Genomic DNA, 24,261 nt, shown 5'->3' with positions numbered 1-24,261 from the left:
TACGTTTTTGTTAATCGAAATTAACGTTGGCACGCTTGGTTTTGTTTAGTTTTCAAAGATCATATATTCATCGTTTCCCTCAGAAGCGACTTTATTAATTTAACACACTCAACTTCTCTCGTCAACCCCAATTAAAGAAAAAGTTTCCTTTAATCCAAATGAATTCTAAATCCATTTATAAGCGACGAATAACAATATAACACCATGACAATGATAAGTCAACTACTTACTTTAAATTATTTTACCTAAATTCTTTTTCAATTAAACATATGCGTAGTTAAGCATTATTGTGCTTTAGTATAGCTTGCCCCCCCTCTTATAAAGTTTGCCCTACTAACACTAGCCTGTATTCTTCCCTTAAAAATTCATTTTGCTATCTTATATAATATCTCCATTAAAATTTTTGTTCTCTCTTTTAACGCTCTTTCCTTTATTCTATTACCCACTTCTTTTTGACATTCTTTTTCTATCATTTCATTTGTATATTCCAATTCATTCATTAAGATGCTCTCTAGCTCCAATCGTTCTTTTTCCTTAAACATAAAGTAAATCATGTTTTCCTCCATCTTTTTTCTACATTCTTTCTAATATTTTTGTTTTCTAATCATTTTCAAAAGGGACAAAGCATAGACTTGTCTCAAGAGAAAATGTGATCGAGGAGGTCATTATGAATCAAATACATGTGTTCCATATTAAAAAGATTAAGCAAATTGCCTTAATCATGATAGCAGCATTTTTTACAGCAGGTATATTATATGTTGAAAATGTTTTAAATTATCCTGTCTTTTCTACAGCAGATGGACCAAAAGCAATTTATAGAGGTGATGCTGGCAATAAGGATATTGCTTTAACCTTTGATATAAGCTGGGGTGATGTGAAAGCAGAGGAAATCCTAGATACTCTCAAAAGTCAGAAGATAGATAATGCAACATTTTTCCTTTCCGCTTCGTGGGCTGAAAGACATCCTGATGTTGTAAAACGTATTATAGAAGATGGACATCAAGTTGGTAGTATGGGCTATAATTTTAAAGACTATAGAGATCTTGAGCCACAGGAAGTCAGAAAAGATCTAAATATGTCACAAGAGGCTTTTACTAAACTTGGCTTAAAAGATATCACTTTATTACGCCCACCTAGTGGGAGCTTTGATAAAGAAGTCTTAACTATAGCCCAGCAGCAAGGATATTCAGTTGTACATTATAGTATAGATTCAGAAGACTGGACGAACCCTGGTGTAGATGTGATCGTTAAAAACACTACAGCTTCTATTAAAGGTGGAGATATTGTCCTTTTGCACGCTTCTGACTCAGCAAAACAAACAGTTAAAGCCCTACCTTCTATCTTAAAAGAAATAAAGAGCAAAGGTTTAAATAATGTGACTGTAGGAGATATTATCTCGAATGCAAAAACAAAGTCTTCTGAAGTCAAATAAGCAATTTTTAACTTCTTAGATTGTTCTTGCATAATTTGTGTTTAGAAACAAAAATCTATTTTGCTCCATCCCACTACAACGAGCAAATATTGAAACCATAGAAAAAAAGCACTGCTTATACGTATATCTTTCATACGTATAAGCAATGCTTTTTCTATTATTTTGAGTTTGTGAATTTTGGCAGCATTAATAACTGATATGCATTACACATTTGAATAGGTATTAACATAAGCAATAGCCAATTCTCTTCATTTACCCTTAATGCCGGAAACCATTCGATCGATGTGACTACTACCATAAAAAATAGAGCTGGAATAAATGCTTCTTTATTAGTATCCTTCTGCTTAAAGAAGGCAACAATTATACCTACTAGAAATACATAAAGAGCTATACCGAGATATGGAAGTAAAGTCTCTGTTTCATTTGCAAATAATTGATAACGAAAATAAACTAAATCAAATAGAACAAATAGAATTAAAACGACTTGAGCAATATTCCATAAAAACACAGAGCGGAAAATCCCTAATCCAAATCTATGTATGGTTAAGTATGCAAAAAAGCCCATCTGACTTATCACACTAAATATTAATCCTACTCCAAATAACCAAAATAGAATAGAAAGGATTTCAATTATCTCAAAGTTAATAAATAGGTCTTTATATTCTCCCCATTTAAGGACAAAACCAATAATACCTGAAGAAATTCCACCTATAAGTAAAGTACTTAAAAAGAAACGCACCCAATTTCGACTTTTCACTACAATATCCTCCATCTCATTACTACTCTTGATTTTACCAATCCTTTCGTAAAAAAGCCATATGAGAAGCATTTTCCTCGTATAATTTCTTTTATCTAACTAAAAAATATAGCTATAAAACGTAATTTGAAAGGAGCAAAAATGACCATGAAGAGATACTCGCTCCTCATGCTTTTCACACTTTTATTGCTTGGCATCTTCACATCAGGCTGTGCACCAAGGGAAGAATCGGGTAGTCAGATGGATTACGAACAAACAAAGAAGATGGTCGTTGATATATTAAAAACAGATGATGGTAAAAAGGCGCTACAAGAGGTAATGAAAGATGAAGAAATGAAACAAGTTTTAATTATGGATCAAAGCATTGTAAAAGAAACTATTGAAACAACATTAACATCTGAAAAGGGTACAAAGTTTTGGCAAAAGGTATTTGAAGATCCTAAGTTTGTTGAAAGCTTTGCAACAAGTCTAAAAGATGAGCATGAGAAAGTGATTAAAGACTTAATGAAGGATCCTGACTATCAAAAAATGTTAATGGAACTTTTCCAAGATCCTGAAATGGAAAAGAGTATGATAACTGCTGTAAAGAGTCAAGAATTCAGAAAGCATCTACAGGATGTTATTATGGAAACTTTATCAAGTCCTCTTTATAAAGCCAAAATCCAGGAAACACTTCTAAAAGCTGCTGAGGAAGCTGGTCAACAAGCCGGAGGCAGTCAACCAGCTGAAGAAGAAAGTGGTGGCGGAGAAAGTGGAGCTGGCCAGGAACAAGGTGGTGAAGGTGGCGGTAGTTAAACCGCTCTATTTTCATCACAGTTAAGAATATGTTTTTTTACCTAACACACGGACTTAAAAGCCATACAGTAATCATATCCTGTATGGCTTTTAAGTAATATGAAGTTACTTCATTGTTTAACAGGTATTATGCCCAGAACCTGTTTACCAATTTCTTGATAGATCTTACCTATTGGATGGTCTTCTGCATAAACAGAAGGAGCAAAATCATCATCATTCCAATCAGGCTGCTGAAGCGGAATTTTACCTAATAGAGGCACTCTAAGCTCTTCAGCTAATTTTTCTCCTCCACCTCGACCAAACACATATTCTTTTTCTCCAGTTTTAGCACTTTCAAAATAAGCCATATTCTCTACAACACCAACTACTTCATGATCTGTTTGTAAAGCCATGGCCCCTGCTCTAGCAGCAACAAATGCAGCAGTAGGGTGTGGAGTAGATACAATGATTTCTTTACATGCAGGTAACATAGAGTGAACATCTAGTGCAACATCCCCCGTACCTGGTGGTAAATCTAGTAGAAGGTAATCTAAATCACCCCACTCAACCTCATTAAAGAAATTATTTAACATTTTCCCTAGCATTGGTCCTCTCCAGATAACAGGTGCATTATCTTCTACGAAAAAGCCCATCGAAATTACCTTTACTCCAAATCTTTCTACTGGAAAGATTTTTTCGCCACGAACTACAGGTCTTTTTGTAATGCCCATCATATCAGGCACACTAAAGCCGTAAATATCTGCATCGATAAGACCGACCTTTTTTCCTAAACGTGCTAATGAAACAGCTAAATTAACAGAAACTGTCGATTTACCTACTCCACCTTTTCCACTTGCTATTGCTAGGAATGTTGTTTTTGAGTTTGGAGATAAAAGGGAATCTGATTTTTCATTTGCTGGATCTTGATATGCAGAGATTGTGCTCTGTGGTAATTCATGAAAACGAAGACCTACAGATTCAGCTCCTGCTTCTTTCACTAACGCTACAATGTTCTGTTGAAGCTGAAGCTGCTCAGCTGTATTTAATTTAGAAATTCCTATTTTAAGACTAACATGCGCCTTTTCTTCTTTGATTTTCACTTCTTCAATGGCACTTAACTCATCTAATGATTTATGTAAAAAAGGATCTTGAAGTTGTCCGATAATTTTACGTAATTCTTCTTCTCTTAGCATGTTAACCACCCTTTATGGATTCGTTTTCATCAGTATAACATATAATAAACGTTTGGTAGAAAGACAAAGGTTTGGTTTGAGTGTTTATTCAGGTGGATTTTTCTCATTTGTGAAATAACGCATAACACCATTATAGATTGACGCTGCTACCTTATCTTGATAATCCTCTGTTGACAGTAATCTTTCTTCTTCATGATTTGATAGAAAACCCACTTCAACTAAAGCACCGGGTTTATCTATATTTCTAAGAAGGTATATCCCGTCAATTGGTTTAGCAACTCTCTCTGTATTTTCTAAATTACTACGAAGTTCATCCTGTATATATTTCGCGACATTTTCATTTTCAACAAACTTACCATGGTAAAAGGTTTGAGCCCCGCTCCATTTTTCAGACGGAATAGCATTTAAATGTATGGATAAAAATAGATCAGCATTAGAATCATTGATTATATTCACCCGTTTTTTTAAATCCTCTGCTTTTCTTCGGCTATATCCTGATGTATCTTCATCTGCTAAATCAACATCTTCTTCTCTAGTTAATAATACGAGTGCACCTTGTTCTTGTAAGTAATCTCGCAATACTAAAGAAATACTTAAAGATATATCTTTTTCCAATGTATTATTACCTACCGCTCCTCCATCAGGTCCACCATGTCCTGGATCAATATAAATGACTTTCCCGCTTAGAGGTAAATTCCAAGATTCCCATGAACGATCATCTGTAATTTGCCATTGAAATAATATAAGTAATAATACAAAACCACCAATAAAACCAAACCACTTGATTTTTTGCTTCATCTTATTCCCTCCTGCTCGTCCTCTCTTAAAATATATGGGACAAAGAGGAGGAATATGATAAAGAAGTATTCCATCTATCTACTTTAATGTAATCTTAGCTTATATCTTTTTTCACCCTTTAAATAACCTTGCTTCCACCAATTATGAACATAAAATTCACAAGCAATATAGATTTCATCAAATGAGATATTTTGATCATTCATTTTCCCAAAGTTTAAAAAGTAATCAAACATTTCATCTATTATCTGTCTTTCTTCTATCTGACATCTTTTATTAACTTGATTCATTGATTCCCCTAAATAACCAAATTTACTGTACTTTGCACCCAACAAAAAGGATTCAATAGCAAAATCAACACATCCATCTTCAATTACAGGCTTTTTGACAATGTTTGAAAAACCACCAAAGCAAGTATCTATCTCCGTTTTGATTTCCGCTAAAGATAACTCACGAAGCATTCTCTTCTCATATTTAAGTTCTTTTTGATGTCTCTTTTGCTTTAAAGAAATAATTTCATTCATATCAAAGTCCTCCCTTAAATGTATTGTTTAACAGTCCGAATTTATCATTCGTAAAATATTTTCCAATTTCATCTAATGGAGAATTTCCTGTTTTGAATGTAGAAAAGTACAAGCACCTTGATCGGTTGATGTAAAAAACCTTGTAATTTTTACTTTTCAAAAAATATCAGTATCTTTCTTTGAAAGTATTTGTCGTTTTTTCACGATCGCAACTTCCAATAGAAGAAGTTATGTCAACGTGGAGACTCGATAAAGAAATCTATATGTGAATAAAGTGAAAGTTCATACCAGATAGCAAATGGTGCGAATTCAAGTAACTGGAAATAAATTATTTCCCACGGAATGATTCTTTTAGATAAAGCTGCTTTTTTTCGTTACATAATCTTTTAATAATTAACTAAGAATAGCTATAGATAATATAGGAGGCAATTATGGCGAATACATCCAAATCACAAAAAGCAGGTAATAAAAAATCTAATACTACAGGCAATTTAGAATGGTGGCAGCTTTCACTAATCGGAATAGGTTGTACAATAGGAACTGGCTATTTTCTTGGGTCTAGTATTGGAATTAGTGTGACTGGTCCCTCCATAGTATTTTCTTTTCTTTTAGCTGCATTAGGGACATATATTGTTTTCAATGTATTAGCTAATATGACTGCAGAAGATCCACAGGAAGGTTCGTTTTGTTATTATGCTGGTAAGGCATTTGGGAAGTGGGCAGAATTTAGTTGTGGTTGGAATTATTGGTGTTCAAATATCTTAATTATGGGTAGTCAATTAACCGCACTAGCAATCCTTTCACAATTTTGGTTCAAAGATGTTCCACTATGGGTCTTTGCAGCCGGATATGCTATCCTTTCTATTTTGGTTGTTATAAGTGGAACAAATGGTTTTGATAAGTTTGAAAATGTATTTGCCATCATAAAATTTTCAGCAATTCTTATGTTTATCATTTTAGGATTGGCTGCACTCTTTGGTTGGATTAAAGGAGATACTGATCCAACTGGACTTCCTACATCTGCTGGTGAAATATTCGCAGGTGGATGGAAAGGATTTTGGGCATCTCTAATCTATGCCTTTTATGCCTTTGGAGGTGTTGAGGTTATAGGTATTATGGCAATGCAATTAAAGAAAAAGGAAGATGCACCTAAATCAGGAAAAGTCATGTTATTCGCACTAACATTTGTTTATATCTTATCTTTAGTACTTGCTGTTACTTTAGTAGCAACAGATGTCTTTCATGCAGAGGAAAGCCCTTTTGTAACGGCTTTAAGCGAGTATAACCTGGCTTTTTTTCCCCATGTGTTTAATGGAGCTATTATTATTGCCGGTTTCTCTGCTATGACTGCTGCATTATATGGAGTGACAAACCTACTCGTAACACTATCTGAAGATGGGGACGCACCTAAATTCTTTTCCAAGAAGCTAAAATTCAAGGAACTACCTTTACCATCACTAGGACTCGCATCAATTGGTTTATTAGCTTCAATTATTACCGCATTATTATTACCGGGGAAAATATACGAATATATTACAACTGCCGCTGGAATTTTGGTTTTATATAATTGGTTCTTTATCATTATTTCTGCTCTTCGATTATTGGAACAAACTTTCATAAAAAAAGCATTCTCAGTAATCGGGCTTCTTTTGATTGTTGCAGCTATAACAGGAACATTATTTGAAAAAGCCGTTCGACCTGGTTTTTTTGTCAGCATTCTTTTTCTTGTTATTATTTTAGCTATTTGTTTAATCATGAAAAACAAGTGGAAAAAGCCTAAAAATAAAATTCGATATTATTAGATAGGTATCTTCTCAAAGTTACGAAAAAAACTTATAAAAAAACCGCGAATCCCCAGTTTGCGGTTTTTATCATTCACTTAATTCAATTCACTATCTTGGTACAAAAAGATCCAATAGCTACTATAATTCAATGTATATAAACAGAATTAGAATAATTGAATATTTTTCTCTTCACACTCAATCATAGTTTCCTCATTCCATACAGATGCTTGCACTTCACCAATGTGAAATTTCTTTAATAGAAACATGTTGAGTCTAGATTGACCAATTCCACCACCAATTGTTTGAGGTAGGCTACCATTGATAATATTTTGATGAAAATATAAGCTTTCCCGTTCTTCATTTCCTGATACCTTTAGTTGTTCCAGGAGAGTTTCACGATCTACACGTATACCCATTGAAGAAATTTCAAAGGATCTTTGTAAAGTAGGATTCCAAAATACGATATCACCATTTAGGTTCCAATCATCATAGTCAGGTGAACGTCCATCATGCTTTTCTCCTGATCGTAATACTCCGCCTATTTGCATGATAAACACAGCACCATATTCTTTAGTGATTGTATCTTCTCTTTGCTTTGAAGTGAAGGATGGATATAAATTTTCAAGTTCTTGTGTTGTTATAAAATAAATATCCTCTGGCAATATAGCGTTTAAAGCGGGATGGAATTTTGACATGTGTAACTCAGTTGTTTTAATAGCTTGATATATTTTTCTTACTTCACTTTTTAATGTATTGATATTTCTATCTTCTTCCCCAATCACCTTTTCCCAATCCCATTGATCAACATATATTGAATGAAGGTTATCGATCTTCTCATCTCTTCTGATGGCATTCATATTTGTATATAGCCCTTCTCCTAGAGCAAAGCCAAATTTTTTTAGGGCGACTCTTTTCCACTTTGCTAATGATTGAACAATTTCAATTCTAGGTTCTTCAATGTCCAATGCATTAAAGGCTACCGTTCTTTCTACACCATTTAGATTATCATTTATCCCTTGACCACCAGGCACAATTAACGGAGAACACACTCTTGTTAAATCTAAATATTCAGATAGTTTAGTTTCGAAAAAATCCTTTACTTCATTTATCGCAATTTGTGTATTCATTACATCTAATTTTGATTTATACCCGCTAGGTACCATTGTTGTTTTTGCCATAGTATCCTCCCAAATGTTAATCACTTTTACTTCCTAACACCATTTTAGTCACTACAATTTTAGAATGAACAAAATCACTGTATGTAAGTTAATTTCCATTTGTTACAAAAAAATCTATCGAAGAAACATGTCATTATCAACACAAAATAACCTATACAAATATTGTTTATTTGTCATAGTTAATTCCGACATTCATATAATTGTACAAGTTATAAAAAGCAATTTTTTAGGAGCGTGGATCTTATTGAGTGTTAGTATTTTAATAAGTTATATCTTTCTGGGTCTATCATTAGCTGCTCCAATAGGACCTGTTAATTCTGTACGTTTAGATAAGGGAATTAAAAATGGATTTTGGCATGCATGGATCGTTGGAGCAGGTTCGATGATTGCTGATGGATTTTTTATGCTATTTGTTTATCTAGGAATGGTGCACTTTTTAGAAATACCAATTGTTCAAATCTTTTTATGGCTTTTTGGAGGATTTATTTTAATTTATTCAGGTATTGAAAGTATAGTAGGTTCAAATAAGGTTCAGTTAACTGTTACTAGAAAAAAGGATTCACTAATGAAATGCTTTCTCACAGGGTTCATTATGTCTATTACTAGTCCGTTATCCATTCTTTTTTGGTTGGGAATATATGGTTCTGTTTTAGCCAAAACAGCGCAAATGAATGGTACAAGCCAATTGTTAGTATATAGTTGTATGATCTTTGTTGGTTTAACATTATGGGACCTATTTGTTGCAGCATTAACAACAGGCTTTAGAAAATACCTTAATGATGGCAGCCTTAAAGTCATATCGATTATTTCAGGCTTATCTTTACTTGGTTTTGGTGGTTATTTTGCCTATCAAGGAATTCTAGCATTATTCGGATAATAATAGCTTAGTTAACATACATATGTAATATAAAAGAGGTTGGGATATAACAAAAGAAATCATCCAAAAAGACGAATAAATCTAAATTCAGTTAGCTGAAAAGACAAATTCGTTCCATTGCGCTGCAGACACTCGCTTTCCACGGGGAGGAAGCTGAGCCTCCTCGGCGCAAGCACCTGTGGGGTCTCAGCCTTTCCTCTATTCCCGTAGGAGTCGAGTGTCTTCCGCTCCATTCCACTAGTGCTTAAAAATAGTATGAAAAATCAAAAAAAAATATTGAAGACACAAATAAAAACCCGAACTATTAGGCGAGTGATTAATTAATATATCACCAAATAATTCGGGTTTTTCATTAACTTAATTACTTATGTCCCAGTCTCTTTAACTTTATTTCTCTATCTTCTTTTTAGGAATCGGCTTAAAGTATAAACCAAGTTCGCGCTTTTCTTTATTTAATGATATATATAGGGATACCATCATTAATACAATGATAAAGGAAAAAGGAAAAGCAGCTATGATTAATGCATTTTGTAGTGCCTGTAACCCACCACTATAAAGTAAAATTAACGCAACAGTTGACTGTGCAACTCCCCATGTTAATTTAACTGAATTTGGTGGTGTTAACGAGCCATAAGTTGTTTGCATTCCTAATACGAAAGTTGCAGAGTCTGCAGAAGTAATAAAAAATGTACTTATGAGTGCTACCGCTATAATTGAAAGAATAGTTGATGCTGGCATTTGACTAAAGATTGCAAATAAAACCTCTTCTGTTGCAAACTGTGTTAAATCAATAATTTCTGCCTTTTGAATCTCAATTGCTGATGTACCAAATGTGGCAAACCACACAAAACTGACAAGAGCTGGAAATAATAATACTCCTATTAAAAACTCTCGAATAGTACGTCCTCTTGATACACGAGCAATAAAGATCCCAACAAATGGTGACCATGAAATCCACCATGCCCAATAAAAGATTGTCCAACCATTAATCCAGCTACGATGCTCTTCATTTAAAGGCGCAATTCTAAAACTCATTTGAGCAAGATTTTGAATATAGCTTCCAACTGTATCTGTAAAAATATTTAGAATAAGAATTGTGGGTCCTATAAAAAACATCATGATAAATAAAGTAATGGCTAAGACCATATTTGTGTTACTTAAATATTTAATTCCTTTACCTAAACCTGACCATGCTGAAATCATAAATAAAATAGTTACGATTGCTATAATAATAAATTGAACTGTAAAATTATTAGGGATCCCAAATAAATAAGATAAACCTCCATTTATTTGTGCTGCTCCAAAACCTAAAGTTGTTGCAACACCAATAACTGTAGCAAAAACGGCTAATACATCAACTACTGTACCAAGTGGTCCTTCCATACGTTTGCCTAGTACAGGTTTTAATGTTGCAGATATTAAACCCGGTTCATCTTTACGAAATTTATAATACGCTAAAGCTAAGGCTACAATTGCGTATATTCCCCAAGCATGAATACCCCAATGGAAAAATGTATACCTCATGGATTCTTTAAAGGCTACAGATGTTCCACCTTCTGATAAAGGAGGACTCATAAAATGTGATAATGGCTCAGCTGCTCCCCAAAACACAAGACCAATCCCCATACCTGCACTAAAGAGCATGGCAAACCATGTACCTTTTGAATATTCAGGCTCTTCATCTGCTTTACCTAATTTAATTGTCCCAATCGGACTAAAGATAAGAAATATACAAAATATCACAACAATCGTCACTAATGTTAGATAATACCATCCGAATGTAGATGTAATAAATGATTGTATATTTGCAGTAACTTCTTCAAAACTATCTGGAGCTGATACCCCAAATATAACTGAAGCTAAAACAATCGCTAAAGTTATCCAAAATACATTTGAAACTTTCTTCATAATCTATCCCCTCTCCTTGCTACTGTGAAAAACAATAAAAGTCAAACCATAAAGTTAATAAATACATTTACCCTTATTGTCTATTCGTTAAACTAATTATACTTCAAAAATATAAAAATAGAGTGAAATATGATTGATAAACACTTAAAGAAACAATTGTTATAGAATGTTTTTCTAATCACTTACGATACTGATTATACCTATTCTGCTTCATCTTCATCTCTCTGTTTACCTCTTTAAAATAAAAAAGGACTCCAACCAATAAAGATTGGGAGTCCTTAAATTCAAAATTAACGTTTAGAGAACTGAGGTGCTTTACGTGCGCCTTTAAGACCGTATTTTTTACGTTCTTTCATACGAGCGTCACGAGTTAACATACCAGCACTTTTAAGTGATGCACGGTATTCTGGATCTGCTTCTAATAAAGCACGAGAAATACCATGACGGATAGCGCCAGCTTGACCAGCATATCCACCACCTGAAACATTTACAAGAACATCGTAGCTTCCTGTAGTTTCAGTTATGTTTAATGGTTGTTTAATATCTTCGATTAAAGCTTCTGATGGGATATAGTCTTTAATTTCACGACTATTTACAACAATACGACCTTCGCCAGGAACTAAGCGTACACGTGCTACTGAGCTCTTACGACGGCCAGTACCGTAATATTGAACTTGTGCCAAATTAATAACCTCCTTTTTAATTATCCGCGAAGTTCGTAAACTTCAGGTTGTTGAGCTTGGTGTGGATGTTCACTACCAGCATATACATATAATTTCTTACCGATTTGACGACCTAATGAACCTTTTGGAAGCATCCCTTTAATTGCTAATTCAAGCATTTTTTCAGGGTAGTTCGTACGCATTTCCAATGCAGTTCTAGATTTCAATCCACCAGGGAATTGGCTGTGACGGTAGTAAATTTTATCAGTTAATTTTTTACCTGTTAATTCGATTTTCTCAGCGTTGATAATGATCACATGATCACCAGTGTCAACATGAGGTGTGAAAGTTGGTTTATGTTTGCCACGTAGAATTGATGCAATTTCACTTGAAAGACGACCTAAAGTCTTGCCTTCAGCATCAACTACGTACCATTTACGTTCGATAGTAGCAGCGTTAGCCATAAACGTTGTACGCATGTGTTTTCCTCCTAAATAAATAATATAAGATGGTTCCTATTCTATTTCATAACACGATAAGTTTCCGGGGCTTATTCGTGGGGTTGAAATACATACCATTAGATATGATATACTTTAAATAAGCGAATGTCAAGAACATGTTACACCTGGTTTAGTTGTCATAGTAAACTTTCCATAAATATAATCCATGTCCTGGCACTGTTTTCCCACTTAATCGCCTATCCAGCCCCTTGAAAATAGCGGGAATATCCTCAAAAGATTTAATTCCTTGTCCAATTTCTAATAAAGTTCCTACTAAAATTCTTACCATATTATACAAAAATCCATTTCCAATAAAACGAAAAATTATATCATTTTCTTCCTTAATTACTTCAATAGAATATAATGTTCTCACTTTATCTTCTACCTCGGTTTTTGCCGCACAGAAGCTTGTAAAATCGTGTGTGCCTAATAAAAGGTCACAGGCTTTTTCGATAGATTGCAGATCTATCTCATAAGGATAATGAAAACAATATTTTCTTTTAAAAACATCCTGAATTTTTTCTTGATTAATAATATAACGGTATTCCTTTTTAACAACATCAAATCGAGCATGGAATTCATGTTCTACATAAGCAGCCGACTTAATCACAATATCTTCTGGTAGTAAGCTATTTAATGCAAATGGCCATCTATCATCAGGTATGCGTAAATTAGTTTCAAAATGAAAAACCTGTCCCACAGCATGAACACTTGCATCAGTTCTACCTGAAGCAAATATTTTTATTTTTTCACCTTTATGAAGCTTTGTTAAGGCCTCTTCTATTTCACTTTGTACCGTTCGCTTATTTGGTTGAACTTGATATCCATAAAATTGTGAACCATCGTAAGATACAGTGCATTTCACTTTCATCGACTTGCTCCTATGTTCGTAAATATAGTAAGACAATCCCTAATGCTACTAACATGATCATCATAATAGTATCTAAACCTGCCCATTGTAACTGTCTAAGCTTTGTTCTACCTTCTCCACCTTTATATCCACGTGCTTCCATAGCTGTTGCAAGCTCTTCTGCACGTTTAAATGCACTGATGAATAATGGAACTAGTAAAGGAACAACTGCCTTAAAACGATCCTTTATTGGGCCACTAGTAAAGTCTACACCTCTAGCCATTTGTGCCTTCAATATTTTATCAGTTTCCTCCATAAGTGTAGGAATAAACCTTAAAGATATTGACATCATTAAAGCTAATTCATGAACTGGTAACCCAATCTTCTTAAAGGGACCTAGCAAGCTTTCCATACCATCTGTAATTTCAATTGGCGTTGTCGTCAACGTTAATATTGTTGTCATTAAAATTAAATAGAGAAAGCGCAATGAAATAAATATGCCCTGCTTAAGTCCTTCTTCATAGATTGAGATAAAACCTAGTTGAAATAATAGCTCTCCCTCTTTTGTAACAAATAAATGCAACACAAATGTAAAAAGGATAATCCATAGAACAGGTTTAAGACCTTTAACTAAAAATCGAATAGGCAATTTAGTTAATGTAACAATGGTGATTGTAAAAATCCCCAGTACCAAATATGTGAACAAGTTATTCGCAAGAAATACAATAAAAACAAATGCAAATATTAATAATAATTTTGCTCGTGCATCCATTCTATGAATAAGAGATTGACCAGGAACATATTTACCAATAATGATACTATCCATCATTGAGAATCCACCCCTTTTATAAGAGACGTTATTTGTAAAACAGTCTCTTCTAAGGTTAAAGGAATCTCATTAAATACAATACCCTTATCAAGCAATTTTTTTTGTAGCTTAATTGTTTCAGGTAAATCAAGGCCTAGTGATGATAGTTTCTCTGCCTGGTTAAATATCTCTCTCGGAGTTCCTTTCATTTCAACAGTACCTTTATGCATAACGAATATTTCATCAGAATATCTCGCAGCATCTTCCATGCTATGTGTAACAAGAATGATTGTTAGGTGTTGCTCCTTACGTAATCGGGAAAAGAGTTCCATTATTTCTTTTCTACCTCTAGGATCAAGACCTGCTGTAGGTTCGTCTAAGACAAGTACGTTGGGACCCATTGCTAATACCCCAGCAATAGCAACTCTTCTCATTTGTCCCCCACTTAAGTCAAAAGGAGACTTATTCAGCACTGATTCTGGTAAACCAACTATTTCTAATGATTTTCTTGCTTTTAAAATAGCATCATTCTCACTTACACCAAAATTCATGGGACCAAAGGCAATATCCTTTTCAACTGTTTCCTCAAAAAGCTGATGCTCTGGAAATTGAAAAACGATTCCTACTAGCCTTCTTACTTCCTTAAGGTTCTTATTCTTTTTTCCAGCTTCAATCAGGTGATCTCCAATAGCTATTGATCCTTTAGTAGGTTTCAAAAGCCCATTAAGATGCTGAAGAATTGTAGACTTACCTGAACCAGTATGCCCAATAATAGATACATAAGAACCTGTTTTAATTGCCAAATTCACATCGTAAAGAGCAAGCCTTTCAAATGGTGAACGAGCTTGATATCGATGTTCTACACTTTTGAGAGTAATGTCCATAGCTCATTCACCAACCCTTCCTCAGTAAGATGATGATTTTGTAAAGAAACACCAGCTTCTTTTAATTTTCTACTTAAAAGAAACGGAAAAGGAAGATCAAGACCAATATCAACTAGCTGCTGATCTAGCTGAAATACCTCATCTGGTGTACCCTCAGCAAATTTCTTCCCGGCATTCATTACAATCATTCTATCAGCTTTAGAAGCTTCCTCAAGATCATGTGTAATGGAGATGACAGTTAAAATACCTTGTTTATTAAGCTCACGAACAGTTTGAATAACCTCCGCCCTACCAACAGGATCTAACATAGATGTTGCCTCATCCAGTATGATCACATCAGGCTGAACAGCGATAACACCAGCTATAGCCACACGCTGCTTTTGGCCACCTGAAAGATGGTGTGGTTCATGTTCAAGGAATTCTTCCATTTTCACCTTTTTAGTAGCCCATTCAATTCTTCTAATCATTTCATCTCGATCGATACCATTATTCTCAAGACCAAATGCGACATCATCTCTAACAGTAGCACCAACAAACTGATTATCAGGATTTTGAAATACCATTCCAACATGCTTCCTGATATCCCAGATTGACTCTGATGACAATTCTATCCCACATACACGCACAGATCCCTGATTGGGAAGATATAGACCGTTTATTATCCGTGCTAATGTGGATTTACCAGATCCATTATGTCCAACAATTGCTAGCCATTCCCCTTTATGAATCTCAATTGACACTTGATCTAATGCAGGGTCAGCTTCTTGATCATAATGAAAGGTTATATTCTCCACATTAATGATTGTTTCCTTCACAGCTCGTCTCTCCTCGTCTCTTAACCCATGCTTATCTTGATAAAAATTTATGGGTTTTGTTACACGTTTTTTCTAGTTTTTTCACACTATTTACTCTGTAGTTTACGAATGAAATTTTTAAGCTCTTTTTCTGAATTATTGTTACAAAACTTTTAGACACATTAATTATTGAGTTAAAGGACCTAATCGTTGAAGATAAGATACCATTAAAGAAGTTTCCTAAAGCTTCTTAATAGCAACAAGGTTCATAAAAGCAGCCATTATTAAAGAAGAATAAATAAGATAATAGAATGATTCTATTATATAGGAGTTTACCGCATCATGATCTAGTAACATATTACTTCAAGCTCTTAAGCAAAAGGGTTTATGCAAAATAGCAGTACTTTATAAAATTTATCTAAAAATCGTCAAAAGGTAAACTAGTTCTAAAACCATGATGTGACATAGAAATTAAATCTATAAAAAAAGGGCATTGATCCAGTTCTGCAACTGTCACGCCCTTGTAAAAGTATATATTAAACTAACTCAATGATTACCATTGGAGCACCGTCACCGCGACGAGGTCCAAGTTTCATGATACGAGTATAACCGCCTTGGCGATCTTCGTAACGTGGAGCGATATCACTGAAAAGCTTTTCTAAAGCATATTTCGGTTTTTCTTTTTCCTTACCTTCTGCAGTTGTAACAGCTACAACTTCAGCTACTTCATTACGCACATAAGATGCTGCTTGACGGCGAGCATGAAGATCTCCACGCTTACCTAAAGTTATCATCTTTTCAACAGTTGAACGTAATTCTTTTGCACGAGCTTCTGTTGTTTCAATGCGCTCACTGATAATTAAATCAGTCGTTAAGTCACGAAGCATTGCTTTACGTTGAGCACTTGTACGACCTAATTTTCTGTATGACATGAGATGTCCCCTCCTTCGTTGTATAATGTATGTTTTTAGATAATGCTATTTTAACATATCTATCTATTATAACATACGAAAACGCTAGTTAATGTCTAACTAGTCGTCAGTCGTCTTTTCGAAGACCTAAACCTAGTTCTTCTAATTTTGCCTTAACTTCTTCAAGAGATTTACGACCTAAATTACGAACTTTCATCATATCTTCTTCTGTTTTGTGAGCAAGCTCTTGTACTGTATTGATACCAGCACGTTTTAAACAGTTGTAAGAACGAACCGACAGGTCTAATTCTTCAATCGTCATCTCAAGAACTTTTTCTTTTTGATCTTCTTCCTTCTCGACCATTATTTCTGCATTTTGAGCTTCATCAGTTAGCCCTACAAAAATGTTAAGGTGTTCAGTCAGAATCTTTGAACCAAGAGCAATTGCTTCTTTTGGCCCTGTACTACCATCTGTCCAAACGTCTAACGTTAACTTATCATAGTTAGCGACTTGACCTACACGAGTTTTCTCAACTTGGTAAGAAACTCGAGCAACTGGAGTGAAGATCGAATCAATTGGAATCACACCAATAGGTTGGTCTTCTCTTTTGTTGGAAACAGCTGGAGTGTACCCACGTCCGCGCTTAGCAGTAAGTCTCATTCTAAAGCTAGCGTCAGATGCAAGTGTAGCAATTTTAAGATTCGGATTAAGAATCTCTACATCGCTATCATGAGTAATATCTGAAGCAGTTACAATACCTTCACCTTGAACATCAATTTCAAGCGTCTTTTCTTCATCTGAATAGATTTTAAGAGCAAGCTTTTTAATGTTTAAGATAATCGAAGTAACATCTTCAACAACACCTTCGATCGTTGAAAACTCATGAAGTACGCCATCTATTTGGATTGATGTTACAGCGGCACCAGGTAGTGAGGATAAAAGGATACGACGTAAGGAGTTACCCAAAGTTGTTCCATATCCACGCTCAAGTGGCTCGACGACGAATTTACCATATTTGGCATCATCGCTGATTTCAACCGTTTCGATTTTTGGTTTTTCAATTTCTATCATCTATAAACCCTCCTTCAAAACGTCGAAACCCCGGCTAGACATAGAGTTTGATTAAGAGTCTAACCGAAATTCCCCATTCAAAAGTTCCCGAATGTGCACAACAACTAAGTGATTCTGCTAGAACTTATATACTGTATCATAACCCATTATTGACAGGGATACAAAATCTATACAGAAAATTTATACACGACGACGTTTTGGTGGACGGCATCCATTATGTGGAACTGGTGTAACATCTCTGATTGCAGTTACTTCAAGACCTGCAGCTTGTAAAGAACGGATTGCTGCTTCACGTCCTGCACCTGGTCCCTTAACTGTAACTTCTAATGTTTTTAAGCCATGTTCCTGTGATGCTTTAGCAGCTGTTTCAGCAGCCATTTGTGCAGCGAATGGAGTAGATTTACGAGAACCTCTGAAACCTAATGCACCAGCACTTGACCATGAAATTGCATTACCATGAGTATCAGTAATAGTAACAATCGTGTTATTGAAAGTTGAACGAATATGTGCGATACCACTCTCAATATTCTTTTTCACACGACGTTTACGAGTATTCGTTTTACGTGCCATTGTGGGCTAACCTCCCTTTTTAATTATTTTTTCTTGTTTGCTACTGTACGACGTGGACCTTTACGTGTACGTGCATTGTTTTTAGTATTCTGTCCGCGAACTGGTAAGCCACGACGGTGACGGATACCACGGAAAGAGCCAATCTCGATTAGACGCTTAATATTTAAAGATACTTCACGACGAAGGTCACCTTCAACTTTAAGCTTATCAATTACTTCACGAATTTTTCCTAACTCATCTTCAGTTAGATCACGTACACGTGTATCTACAGAAACACCAGCTTCTGCTAATACTTTCTCAGCAGTTGGGCGTCCGATTCCGAAAATATAAGTTAATGAAATGACAACACGTTTGTCACGTGGAATATCAACACCTGCAATACGAGCCATTAAGCTTGCACCTCCTTATAGATTAACCTTGTTTTTGCTTATGTTTAGGATTCTCACATATAACCATGACTTTGCCTTTTCTGCGAATGACTTTACATTTTTCACAAATTGGTTTAACAGATGGTCTGACCTTCATGATTTTAATACCTCCTTAGTAGTACGGAGTGCTAATTATTTAAAACGGTACGTAATTCTGCCACGAGTTAAATCATATGGAGATAATTCTACCGTAACTTTGTCTCCAGGTAAAATACGGATGAAATGCATACGTATCTTTCCAGATACATGTGCTAAAACTGTATGACCGTTCTCTAGTTCTACTTTAAACATTGCATTTGGTAATGTTTCAATAACAGTTCCTTCTACTTCAATTACATCGTCTTTCGCCATTGAACTGTTCTCCCTTCATCAAATCAGTAACTTGCTCATAGACAAACTTAAGAGATAAATTCCTAATTGTCACACGACCTGCTTACATTATACTGTTCTGAACTTCCGGAGATACGCTATAAAAGAATTCTTGATGATGAACATCTTTCTAATTGGAGATCTTTATATTACTTTTCTCCATCAGCTATTAACGAATTCCTTATCAATCTGGCGTATACTTCTTAGCTAACCCAATAATATGCTAGACACAAGCTGTAACACACCTGGAATCGAAATTCGGTTCGTTTAAGCAATGTCACCTTCATTTAGGCTTTTGTTAAGATTTCATAGCCTGTTTCAGTAATAGCAATTGTATGTTCAAAGTGAGCACACATTTTACCATCAACTGTCACAACAGTCCAATCATCTGCTAGTGTTTTAACATAACGAGTCCCCGCATTAACCATCGGTTCGATCGCTAATACCATACCAGGCTTAAGCCTAGGACCTTTATTAGGTGGACCATAATGAGGAATTTGCGGATCTTCATGTAACTCTTGCCCGACACCATGACCAACGTATTCTCTAACAACTGAAAAATTATGTTCTTCAATATAAGTTTGAATTGCATGAGATATATTTGATAATCTATCACCAGGTTTTGCTTCATTAAGACCTTTATATAAAGATTCTTCTGTAACTTCTAGAAGTCTTTTAGCTCCATCTGAAATTTCACCTACTGCATATGTCCAAGCTGAGTCTCCATGATACCCATTATATTTAGCACCAATATCAATGCTGATAATATCTCCTTCATTTAATACACGATCTCCCGGTATACCATGAACGAGTTCTTCATTTACAGAAGCACAAATGCTTCCGCGAAAACCATTATACCCTTTAAAGGATGGGATTGCATCATGAGAACGAATAAAGTTTTCAGCAATTGCATCCAATTCCTTTGTAGTGATACCTGGTTTAATATGCTTTTTCAGCTCTTGATGAGTTAATGCCACTATCCGACCAGCTTCTCGCATGATATCAAGTTCTCGCTGAGTCTTACAAATGATCATGCATTTAATCCCCCAAGTAACTGATCTACATCAACAAATACTTTATTGATATCCTGTTCACCATTTATATTTTTCAAGTAACCTTTTTGGTTATAAAAATCTAATAAAGGTTGAGTTTGTTGAAGGTTAACTTCTAAACGATTTGCAACCGTTTCTTCGTTATCATCTGCACGTTGATATAACTCTCCACCACATTTATCACACGTACCTTCGACAGCAGGTGGATTAAATACTAGATGATATGTTGCACCACATTGTTTACAGATTCTACGACCAGTTAAGCGCTCCATCAGAATATCTTTATTAACTTCAATATTTATGACGTAATCTATCTTTCTGTTAAGATCTGCTAGAATCGCTTCAAGCGCATCTGCTTGAGCAACAGTTCTAGGGAAACCATCTAAAAGAAAACCTTTTTGACAATCATTCTTTCCCAAACGCTCACGAACAATACCAATGGTAACTTCATCAGGTACAAGTTCACCTTTATCAATAAATGATTTAGCTTGTAGACCTAGTTCTGTTTCTTCTTTCATAGCAGCTCTAAACATATCTCCTGTTGAGATATGAGGGATGTTGTATTTCTCTACAATACGTTCAGCCTGAGTACCTTTCCCAGCACCAGGAAGGCCCATCAATACTAGATTCATTTGTATTCCCCCCTCAGTCTCTTTATATATAGAAGGAATGGGAAGAGACTCCCACATCCTCTTTATTTTATAAAGCCTTTATAATGACGTTTCACTAGCTGACTTTCAAGTTGTTTCATTGTCTCAAGAGCAACCCCTACTACAATTAGCAAACTTGTTCCACCAATCTGTGCAGATTGAGGGAGATCAGCAAACTTAATAAAGAAAACAGGAAGAACAGCTATAGCTGCTAAGAAAAGAGAACCAACAAAAGTTAAACGATATAATACCTTTGTAACATATTCTTGAGTGCTCTTACCTGGACGAATACCAGGAATATAGCCACCTTGTTTCTTCAAGTTTTCTGCCATTTGTTCAGGATTAACTTGAACAAATGTATAGAAGTATGTGAAAGCAATAATTAATGCAACATAGATTATCATACCAATAGGCTGAGTGTAATCAAATGTTTTTGATATCCATTCAGTTACATCGTTTGGACCGAAAAATGCTGCTATAGTTGGTGGTGTAATGATAAATGATACTGCAAAGATTACAGGAATTACACCAGCTGGATTCACCTTAAGTGGTAAATGAGTCGTGTGACCCCCACCCATATTATTTCCTCCAGAACCTTTTGCATATTGAATCGGAATTTTACGAAGTGCTTGTTGAATAAAGATAACACCGACAACAACAGCTAAAATTGCCAATAATAGAATGACAACAGTTATGATATTTAAGAACAATTGATCACCAGCATCTTCAAACTGTTGCGCATAAATTTGGTTAACAGTTGAAGGAATACTAGCAACAATCCCAGCAAAGATGATAATAGAAATACCATTTCCAACACCTTTAGAAGTGATTTGTTCACCTAACCACATTAAAAATGCTGTACCAGCTGTTAATACAATCGCAATTAGCAAGTATGTTCCTACACCAGGATTCTCGATTAACATTCCGCCTGATTGAGTATTAAACCCATAAGACATACCTAACGCTTGGATAAAACCTAATATTATTGTAAAGTATCTTGTAAATTGAGCGAGCTTACGACGCCCAACATCACCTTGTTTTGACCATTCAGTAAACTTCGGTACAACATCCATCTGCAATAGCTGAATGATGATCGAAGCTGTAATGTAAGGCATTATACCCATCGCAAGAATTGAGAAGTTATATAATGCTCCACCACCGAAAGTATTTAGAATTCCGAACACATTTAGTTCATCCTGAGCCTTTAAAACGTCAGCATTGACATTAGGAACTGGAATGAAAGTACCGATACGAAATACTATTAACATTATAAGGGTGAATATGATCTTACTTCTAATATCACCCACGCGCATAAAATTGGAGATTGTTTTAAACATTAGATCACCTCAACTGAACCGCCAGCAGTTTCAATAGCTTCTTTAGCAGAAGCAGAGAACTTGTTAGCTTTTACAGTAAGTTTTCTCTCTAATTGACCATTACCTAGGATTTTCACACCAGATTTTACATTGCTAACAACACCTGTTTCAAGTAAAAGTTCTGGAGTAACCTCAGTACCATCTTCAAAACGATTAAGAGTCTCAAGGTTAACAATTGCAAAGTCCTTGCGGTTAATGTTCGTAAAACCACGTTTAGGTAAGCGTTGGAATAAAGGAGTTTGACCACCTTCGAATCCAGGACGAACTCCACCACCAGAACGAGCATTTTGTCCTTTATGACCTTTACCAGCTGTCTTACCATTACCAGAACCAATACCACGACCAACACGGTTACGTGTTTTACGTGATCCTTCTGCAGGTTTCAACTCATGAAGTTTCATCGGGACACCTCCTTATATATTGATGTTTCTTTTATTGTTCTTTAACTGTAACTAAGTGAGCAACTTTATTAATCATACCGCGAATCGCAGGATTATCTTCTTGAACTACAGTTTGGTGTAACTTTTTTAGTCCAAGTGTTTTAACAGTAACTCGTTGATCTTCAGGACGACCAATCACACTGCGAGTGAGGGTAATTTCTAACTTATTCGCCATCTTGTTCCCTCCTTATCCTAACAGTTCTTCGACCGTTTTTCCACGTAACTTAGCAACTTCTTCAGCACTTTTAAGTTCACTTAATCCAGAAATCGTAGCACGGATCATATTTATTGGAGTATTTGAACCTAAAGATTTAGATAGGATATCTGCTACACCTGCTAATTCTAATACCGCACGAACAGGTCCTCCAGCGATAACTCCAGTACCTTCAGAAGCTGGTTTTAAAAGAATATTTCCTGCTCCAAATTGACCGATAACTTGGTGAGGAATTGTTGCACCAACCATAGGAACTTCAATTAAGTTCTTTTTAGCATCTTCAATAGCTTTACGGATTGCTTCAGGTACCTCTTGTGCTTTACCAGTACCAAAGCCTACATGACCGTTTTTATCACCTACAACAACAAGTGCTGCAAAGCGGAAACGACGACCACCTTTAACAACTTTAGCAACACGGTTAACGGTAACTACGCGTTCTTCAAGCTCTAATTTGTTTGGATCAATACGACGCATTCTTTATGTCCCTCCTTTTGCGATTAAAATTCAAGTCCAGCCTCGCGAGCAGCTTCAGCTAGAGCCTTAATACGACCATGATATAAGTATCCACCGCGATCAAAAACGACAGATTTAACACCTTTTTCAATAGCACGTTTTGCTACTAATTCACCAATTTTTTGCGCTGCTTCAACATTGCTCTTAGAATCAAGATTATAATCTTTTTCTAATGTAGAAGCACTTACTAGAGTAACTGAGTTAGTATCATCAATTACTTGAGCGTAAATGTGTTGGTTTGAACGATATACGTTTAGACGTGGACGTGTTGTTGTACCAGTAAGTTTAGAACGAACACGTGCATGTCTTTTTTTACGTACAGCATTTTTATCAGCCTTAGTAATCATTTAGGTCACTCCTTTCTTATCATCTAAGCGATATTACTTCGCAGTTTTACCCTCTTTACGACGAACATGTTCGCCTTCATAGCGTATACCTTTACCTTTGTAAGGCTCTGGTGGACGAACGTCACGGATATTTGCAGCAATAGCACCTACGCGTTCTTTATCAGTACCTTTAACAAGTACTTTTGTTTGAGTTGGTACTTCAATTTCGATACCAGTTTCTGGTGTGATCTCAACAGGGTGAGAGTAACCAACGTTAAGAATTAATTTATCGCCAGATTTAGAAGCACGGTAACCGACACCGATAAGCTCTAATCCTCTTTCAAATCCTTTAGAAACGCCTTCTACCATGTTACCTAGTAAGCTACGAGTAGTACCGTGAAGAGCACGGTGTTCTTTCGCATCTGAAGGACGAGATACTGTTAAAATATTCTCTTCGATAGAGATTTTCATATCAGGGTTGAATGTACGAGTTAATTCCCCTTTAGCACCTTTAACTGTTACTGTGTTATCTTCAGCGATATCAATAGTAACACCAGCAGGGATTTCAAGTAGTTTTTTACCAATACGAGACATTCATTACACCTCCATTCATTTTGAAC

31 protein-coding genes are annotated in these 24,261 nt (G+C 35.4%); 4 read left to right on the top strand and 27 right to left on the bottom strand.

The features are described from left to right. Positions 1-365: 365 nt before the first annotated feature. Complete coding sequence (locus FS935_RS20730) at positions 366-554, bottom strand: hypothetical protein (protein WP_146950548.1); 189 nt, start codon at positions 552-554, stop codon at positions 366-368. 113 nt (positions 555-667) lie between these two features. Between FS935_RS20730 and pdaB the strand changes: the two genes are divergently transcribed. Continuing rightward, positions 668-1,432 carry a polysaccharide deacetylase family sporulation protein PdaB gene (gene pdaB, locus FS935_RS20725; protein WP_146950547.1) on the top strand — a complete coding sequence of 255 codons (765 nt, stop codon included), beginning with the start codon at positions 668-670 and terminating at the stop codon, positions 1,430-1,432. Between the two features lie 157 nt (positions 1,433-1,589). On the opposite strand, the gene FS935_RS20720 is transcribed toward pdaB, so the two are convergent. Then, the gene (locus FS935_RS20720; RefSeq protein WP_146950546.1) at positions 1,590-2,189 is read right to left on the bottom strand and encodes a KinB-signaling pathway activation protein; all 600 of its coding nucleotides are present in this window, start codon (positions 2,187-2,189) and stop codon (positions 1,590-1,592) included. A gap of 147 nt (positions 2,190-2,336) precedes the next feature. Between FS935_RS20720 and gerD the strand changes: the two genes are divergently transcribed. Further along, on the top strand, positions 2,337-2,984 hold the full coding sequence (gene gerD / locus FS935_RS20715) for a spore germination lipoprotein GerD (RefSeq protein ID WP_146950545.1): 648 nt from the start codon (positions 2,337-2,339) through the stop codon (positions 2,982-2,984). Positions 2,985-3,094: 110 nt separating this feature from the next. On the opposite strand, the gene salA is transcribed toward gerD, so the two are convergent. The 3 genes from salA to FS935_RS20700 all read right to left on the bottom strand — a co-directional run bounded on the left by salA (position 3,095) and on the right by FS935_RS20700 (position 5,475). Then, complete coding sequence (gene salA / locus FS935_RS20710; RefSeq protein WP_146950544.1) at positions 3,095-4,156, bottom strand: iron-sulfur carrier protein/transcriptional regulator SalA; 1,062 nt, start codon at positions 4,154-4,156, stop codon at positions 3,095-3,097. 84 nt (positions 4,157-4,240) lie between these two features. Next, entirely contained in the window at positions 4,241-4,954 is a 714-nt protein-coding gene (gene cwlD / locus FS935_RS20705) for an N-acetylmuramoyl-L-alanine amidase CwlD (protein WP_146950543.1), read from the bottom strand. Positions 4,955-5,037: 83 nt separating this feature from the next. Then, complete coding sequence (locus FS935_RS20700) at positions 5,038-5,475, bottom strand: DUF2521 family protein (RefSeq protein WP_146950542.1); 438 nt, start codon at positions 5,473-5,475, stop codon at positions 5,038-5,040. Between the two features lie 431 nt (positions 5,476-5,906). Here FS935_RS20700 and FS935_RS20695 point away from each other — a divergent pair, with 431 nt between their 5' ends. Next, positions 5,907-7,277 carry an amino acid permease gene (locus FS935_RS20695; protein ID WP_146950541.1) on the top strand — a complete coding sequence of 457 codons (1,371 nt, stop codon included), beginning with the start codon at positions 5,907-5,909 and terminating at the stop codon, positions 7,275-7,277. A 146-nt stretch (positions 7,278-7,423) separates the two neighbouring features. On the opposite strand, the gene asnA is transcribed toward FS935_RS20695, so the two are convergent. Then, positions 7,424-8,422, bottom strand: coding sequence for an aspartate--ammonia ligase (gene asnA, locus FS935_RS20690; RefSeq protein ID WP_146950550.1), 999 nt, complete (start codon positions 8,420-8,422; stop codon positions 7,424-7,426). A 259-nt stretch (positions 8,423-8,681) separates the two neighbouring features. Here asnA and FS935_RS20685 point away from each other — a divergent pair, with 259 nt between their 5' ends. Further along, positions 8,682-9,314, top strand: a complete 633-nt coding sequence (locus FS935_RS20685; protein WP_146950540.1) for a LysE family transporter — start codon at positions 8,682-8,684, stop codon at positions 9,312-9,314. A gap of 387 nt (positions 9,315-9,701) precedes the next feature. Here FS935_RS20685 and FS935_RS20680 read toward each other — a convergent pair whose 3' ends face one another. From FS935_RS20680 to rplF, 21 genes are all read right to left on the bottom strand, one after another. Next, positions 9,702-11,222: a glycine betaine uptake BCCT transporter gene (locus FS935_RS20680; RefSeq protein ID WP_146950539.1), complete on the bottom strand. Its 1,521-nt coding sequence runs from the start codon at positions 11,220-11,222 to the stop codon at positions 9,702-9,704. Positions 11,223-11,512: 290 nt separating this feature from the next. Beyond that, positions 11,513-11,905: a 30S ribosomal protein S9 gene (rpsI, locus tag FS935_RS20675; RefSeq protein WP_146950538.1), complete on the bottom strand. Its 393-nt coding sequence runs from the start codon at positions 11,903-11,905 to the stop codon at positions 11,513-11,515. Positions 11,906-11,925: 20 nt separating this feature from the next. Further along, positions 11,926-12,363 (bottom strand): 50S ribosomal protein L13, encoded by a 438-nt coding sequence (gene rplM / locus FS935_RS20670; protein ID WP_146950537.1) that lies wholly within the window; start codon positions 12,361-12,363, stop codon positions 11,926-11,928. A gap of 151 nt (positions 12,364-12,514) precedes the next feature. Further along, complete coding sequence (gene truA / locus FS935_RS20665) at positions 12,515-13,255, bottom strand: tRNA pseudouridine(38-40) synthase TruA (RefSeq protein ID WP_146950536.1); 741 nt, start codon at positions 13,253-13,255, stop codon at positions 12,515-12,517. 10 nt (positions 13,256-13,265) lie between these two features. Further along, complete coding sequence (locus tag FS935_RS20660) at positions 13,266-14,063, bottom strand: energy-coupling factor transporter transmembrane component T family protein (RefSeq protein WP_146950535.1); 798 nt, start codon at positions 14,061-14,063, stop codon at positions 13,266-13,268. Then, positions 14,060-14,926 (bottom strand): energy-coupling factor ABC transporter ATP-binding protein, encoded by an 867-nt coding sequence (locus tag FS935_RS20655; protein WP_146950534.1) that lies wholly within the window; start codon positions 14,924-14,926, stop codon positions 14,060-14,062. Before FS935_RS20655 ends, FS935_RS20660 begins: the two co-directional genes overlap by 4 nt. Beyond that, positions 14,902-15,741: an energy-coupling factor ABC transporter ATP-binding protein gene (locus FS935_RS20650; RefSeq protein ID WP_146950533.1), complete on the bottom strand. Its 840-nt coding sequence runs from the start codon at positions 15,739-15,741 to the stop codon at positions 14,902-14,904. The genes FS935_RS20655 and FS935_RS20650 overlap by 25 nt, the downstream gene beginning before the upstream one ends. A 515-nt stretch (positions 15,742-16,256) precedes the next feature. After that, positions 16,257-16,652, bottom strand: a complete 396-nt coding sequence (rplQ, locus tag FS935_RS20645) for a 50S ribosomal protein L17 (protein WP_146950532.1) — start codon at positions 16,650-16,652, stop codon at positions 16,257-16,259. A gap of 106 nt (positions 16,653-16,758) precedes the next feature. Further along, the gene (locus FS935_RS20640; protein WP_146950531.1) at positions 16,759-17,703 is read right to left on the bottom strand and encodes a DNA-directed RNA polymerase subunit alpha; all 945 of its coding nucleotides are present in this window, start codon (positions 17,701-17,703) and stop codon (positions 16,759-16,761) included. Positions 17,704-17,883: 180 nt separating this feature from the next. After that, complete coding sequence (gene rpsK, locus FS935_RS20635; RefSeq protein ID WP_066330403.1) at positions 17,884-18,273, bottom strand: 30S ribosomal protein S11; 390 nt, start codon at positions 18,271-18,273, stop codon at positions 17,884-17,886. Between the two features lie 23 nt (positions 18,274-18,296). Then, on the bottom strand, positions 18,297-18,662 hold the full coding sequence (gene rpsM / locus FS935_RS20630) for a 30S ribosomal protein S13 (protein WP_146950530.1): 366 nt from the start codon (positions 18,660-18,662) through the stop codon (positions 18,297-18,299). 22 nt (positions 18,663-18,684) lie between these two features. Beyond that, positions 18,685-18,798, bottom strand: a complete 114-nt coding sequence (rpmJ, locus tag FS935_RS20625; RefSeq protein ID WP_003156543.1) for a 50S ribosomal protein L36 — start codon at positions 18,796-18,798, stop codon at positions 18,685-18,687. Between the two features lie 35 nt (positions 18,799-18,833). Next, positions 18,834-19,052 carry a translation initiation factor IF-1 gene (infA, locus tag FS935_RS20620; RefSeq protein ID WP_010191517.1) on the bottom strand — a complete coding sequence of 73 codons (219 nt, stop codon included), beginning with the start codon at positions 19,050-19,052 and terminating at the stop codon, positions 18,834-18,836. Between the two features lie 305 nt (positions 19,053-19,357). Next, positions 19,358-20,104, bottom strand: coding sequence for a type I methionyl aminopeptidase (gene map, locus FS935_RS20615; protein ID WP_146950529.1), 747 nt, complete (start codon positions 20,102-20,104; stop codon positions 19,358-19,360). After that, positions 20,101-20,754 carry an adenylate kinase gene (locus FS935_RS20610; protein WP_146950528.1) on the bottom strand — a complete coding sequence of 218 codons (654 nt, stop codon included), beginning with the start codon at positions 20,752-20,754 and terminating at the stop codon, positions 20,101-20,103. Before FS935_RS20610 ends, map begins: the two co-directional genes overlap by 4 nt. 62 nt (positions 20,755-20,816) lie before the next feature. Continuing rightward, positions 20,817-22,109 carry a preprotein translocase subunit SecY gene (gene secY / locus FS935_RS20605; protein ID WP_146950527.1) on the bottom strand — a complete coding sequence of 431 codons (1,293 nt, stop codon included), beginning with the start codon at positions 22,107-22,109 and terminating at the stop codon, positions 20,817-20,819. After that, positions 22,109-22,549 carry a 50S ribosomal protein L15 gene (rplO, locus tag FS935_RS20600; protein WP_146950526.1) on the bottom strand — a complete coding sequence of 147 codons (441 nt, stop codon included), beginning with the start codon at positions 22,547-22,549 and terminating at the stop codon, positions 22,109-22,111. Before rplO ends, secY begins: the two co-directional genes overlap by 1 nt. Before the next feature lie 31 nt (positions 22,550-22,580). Then, positions 22,581-22,763, bottom strand: coding sequence for a 50S ribosomal protein L30 (gene rpmD / locus FS935_RS20595; protein ID WP_146950525.1), 183 nt, complete (start codon positions 22,761-22,763; stop codon positions 22,581-22,583). Between the two features lie 12 nt (positions 22,764-22,775). Beyond that, positions 22,776-23,276 (bottom strand): 30S ribosomal protein S5, encoded by a 501-nt coding sequence (gene rpsE, locus FS935_RS20590; protein WP_146950524.1) that lies wholly within the window; start codon positions 23,274-23,276, stop codon positions 22,776-22,778. A gap of 23 nt (positions 23,277-23,299) precedes the next feature. Further along, the gene (gene rplR / locus FS935_RS20585; protein WP_146950523.1) at positions 23,300-23,662 is read right to left on the bottom strand and encodes a 50S ribosomal protein L18; all 363 of its coding nucleotides are present in this window, start codon (positions 23,660-23,662) and stop codon (positions 23,300-23,302) included. A 33-nt stretch (positions 23,663-23,695) separates the two neighbouring features. After that, positions 23,696-24,235, bottom strand: coding sequence for a 50S ribosomal protein L6 (rplF, locus tag FS935_RS20580; RefSeq protein ID WP_146950522.1), 540 nt, complete (start codon positions 24,233-24,235; stop codon positions 23,696-23,698). Positions 24,236-24,261: the final 26 nt, after the last annotated feature.

It is taken from the genome of Metabacillus litoralis, from assembly GCF_007994985.1.
Taxonomy (GTDB): Bacteria; Bacillota; Bacilli; order Bacillales; family Bacillaceae; genus Metabacillus; species Metabacillus litoralis.
The sequence above is the reverse complement of the archived record's forward strand: the minus strand, read 5'-3'. Positions and strand labels throughout refer to the sequence as shown.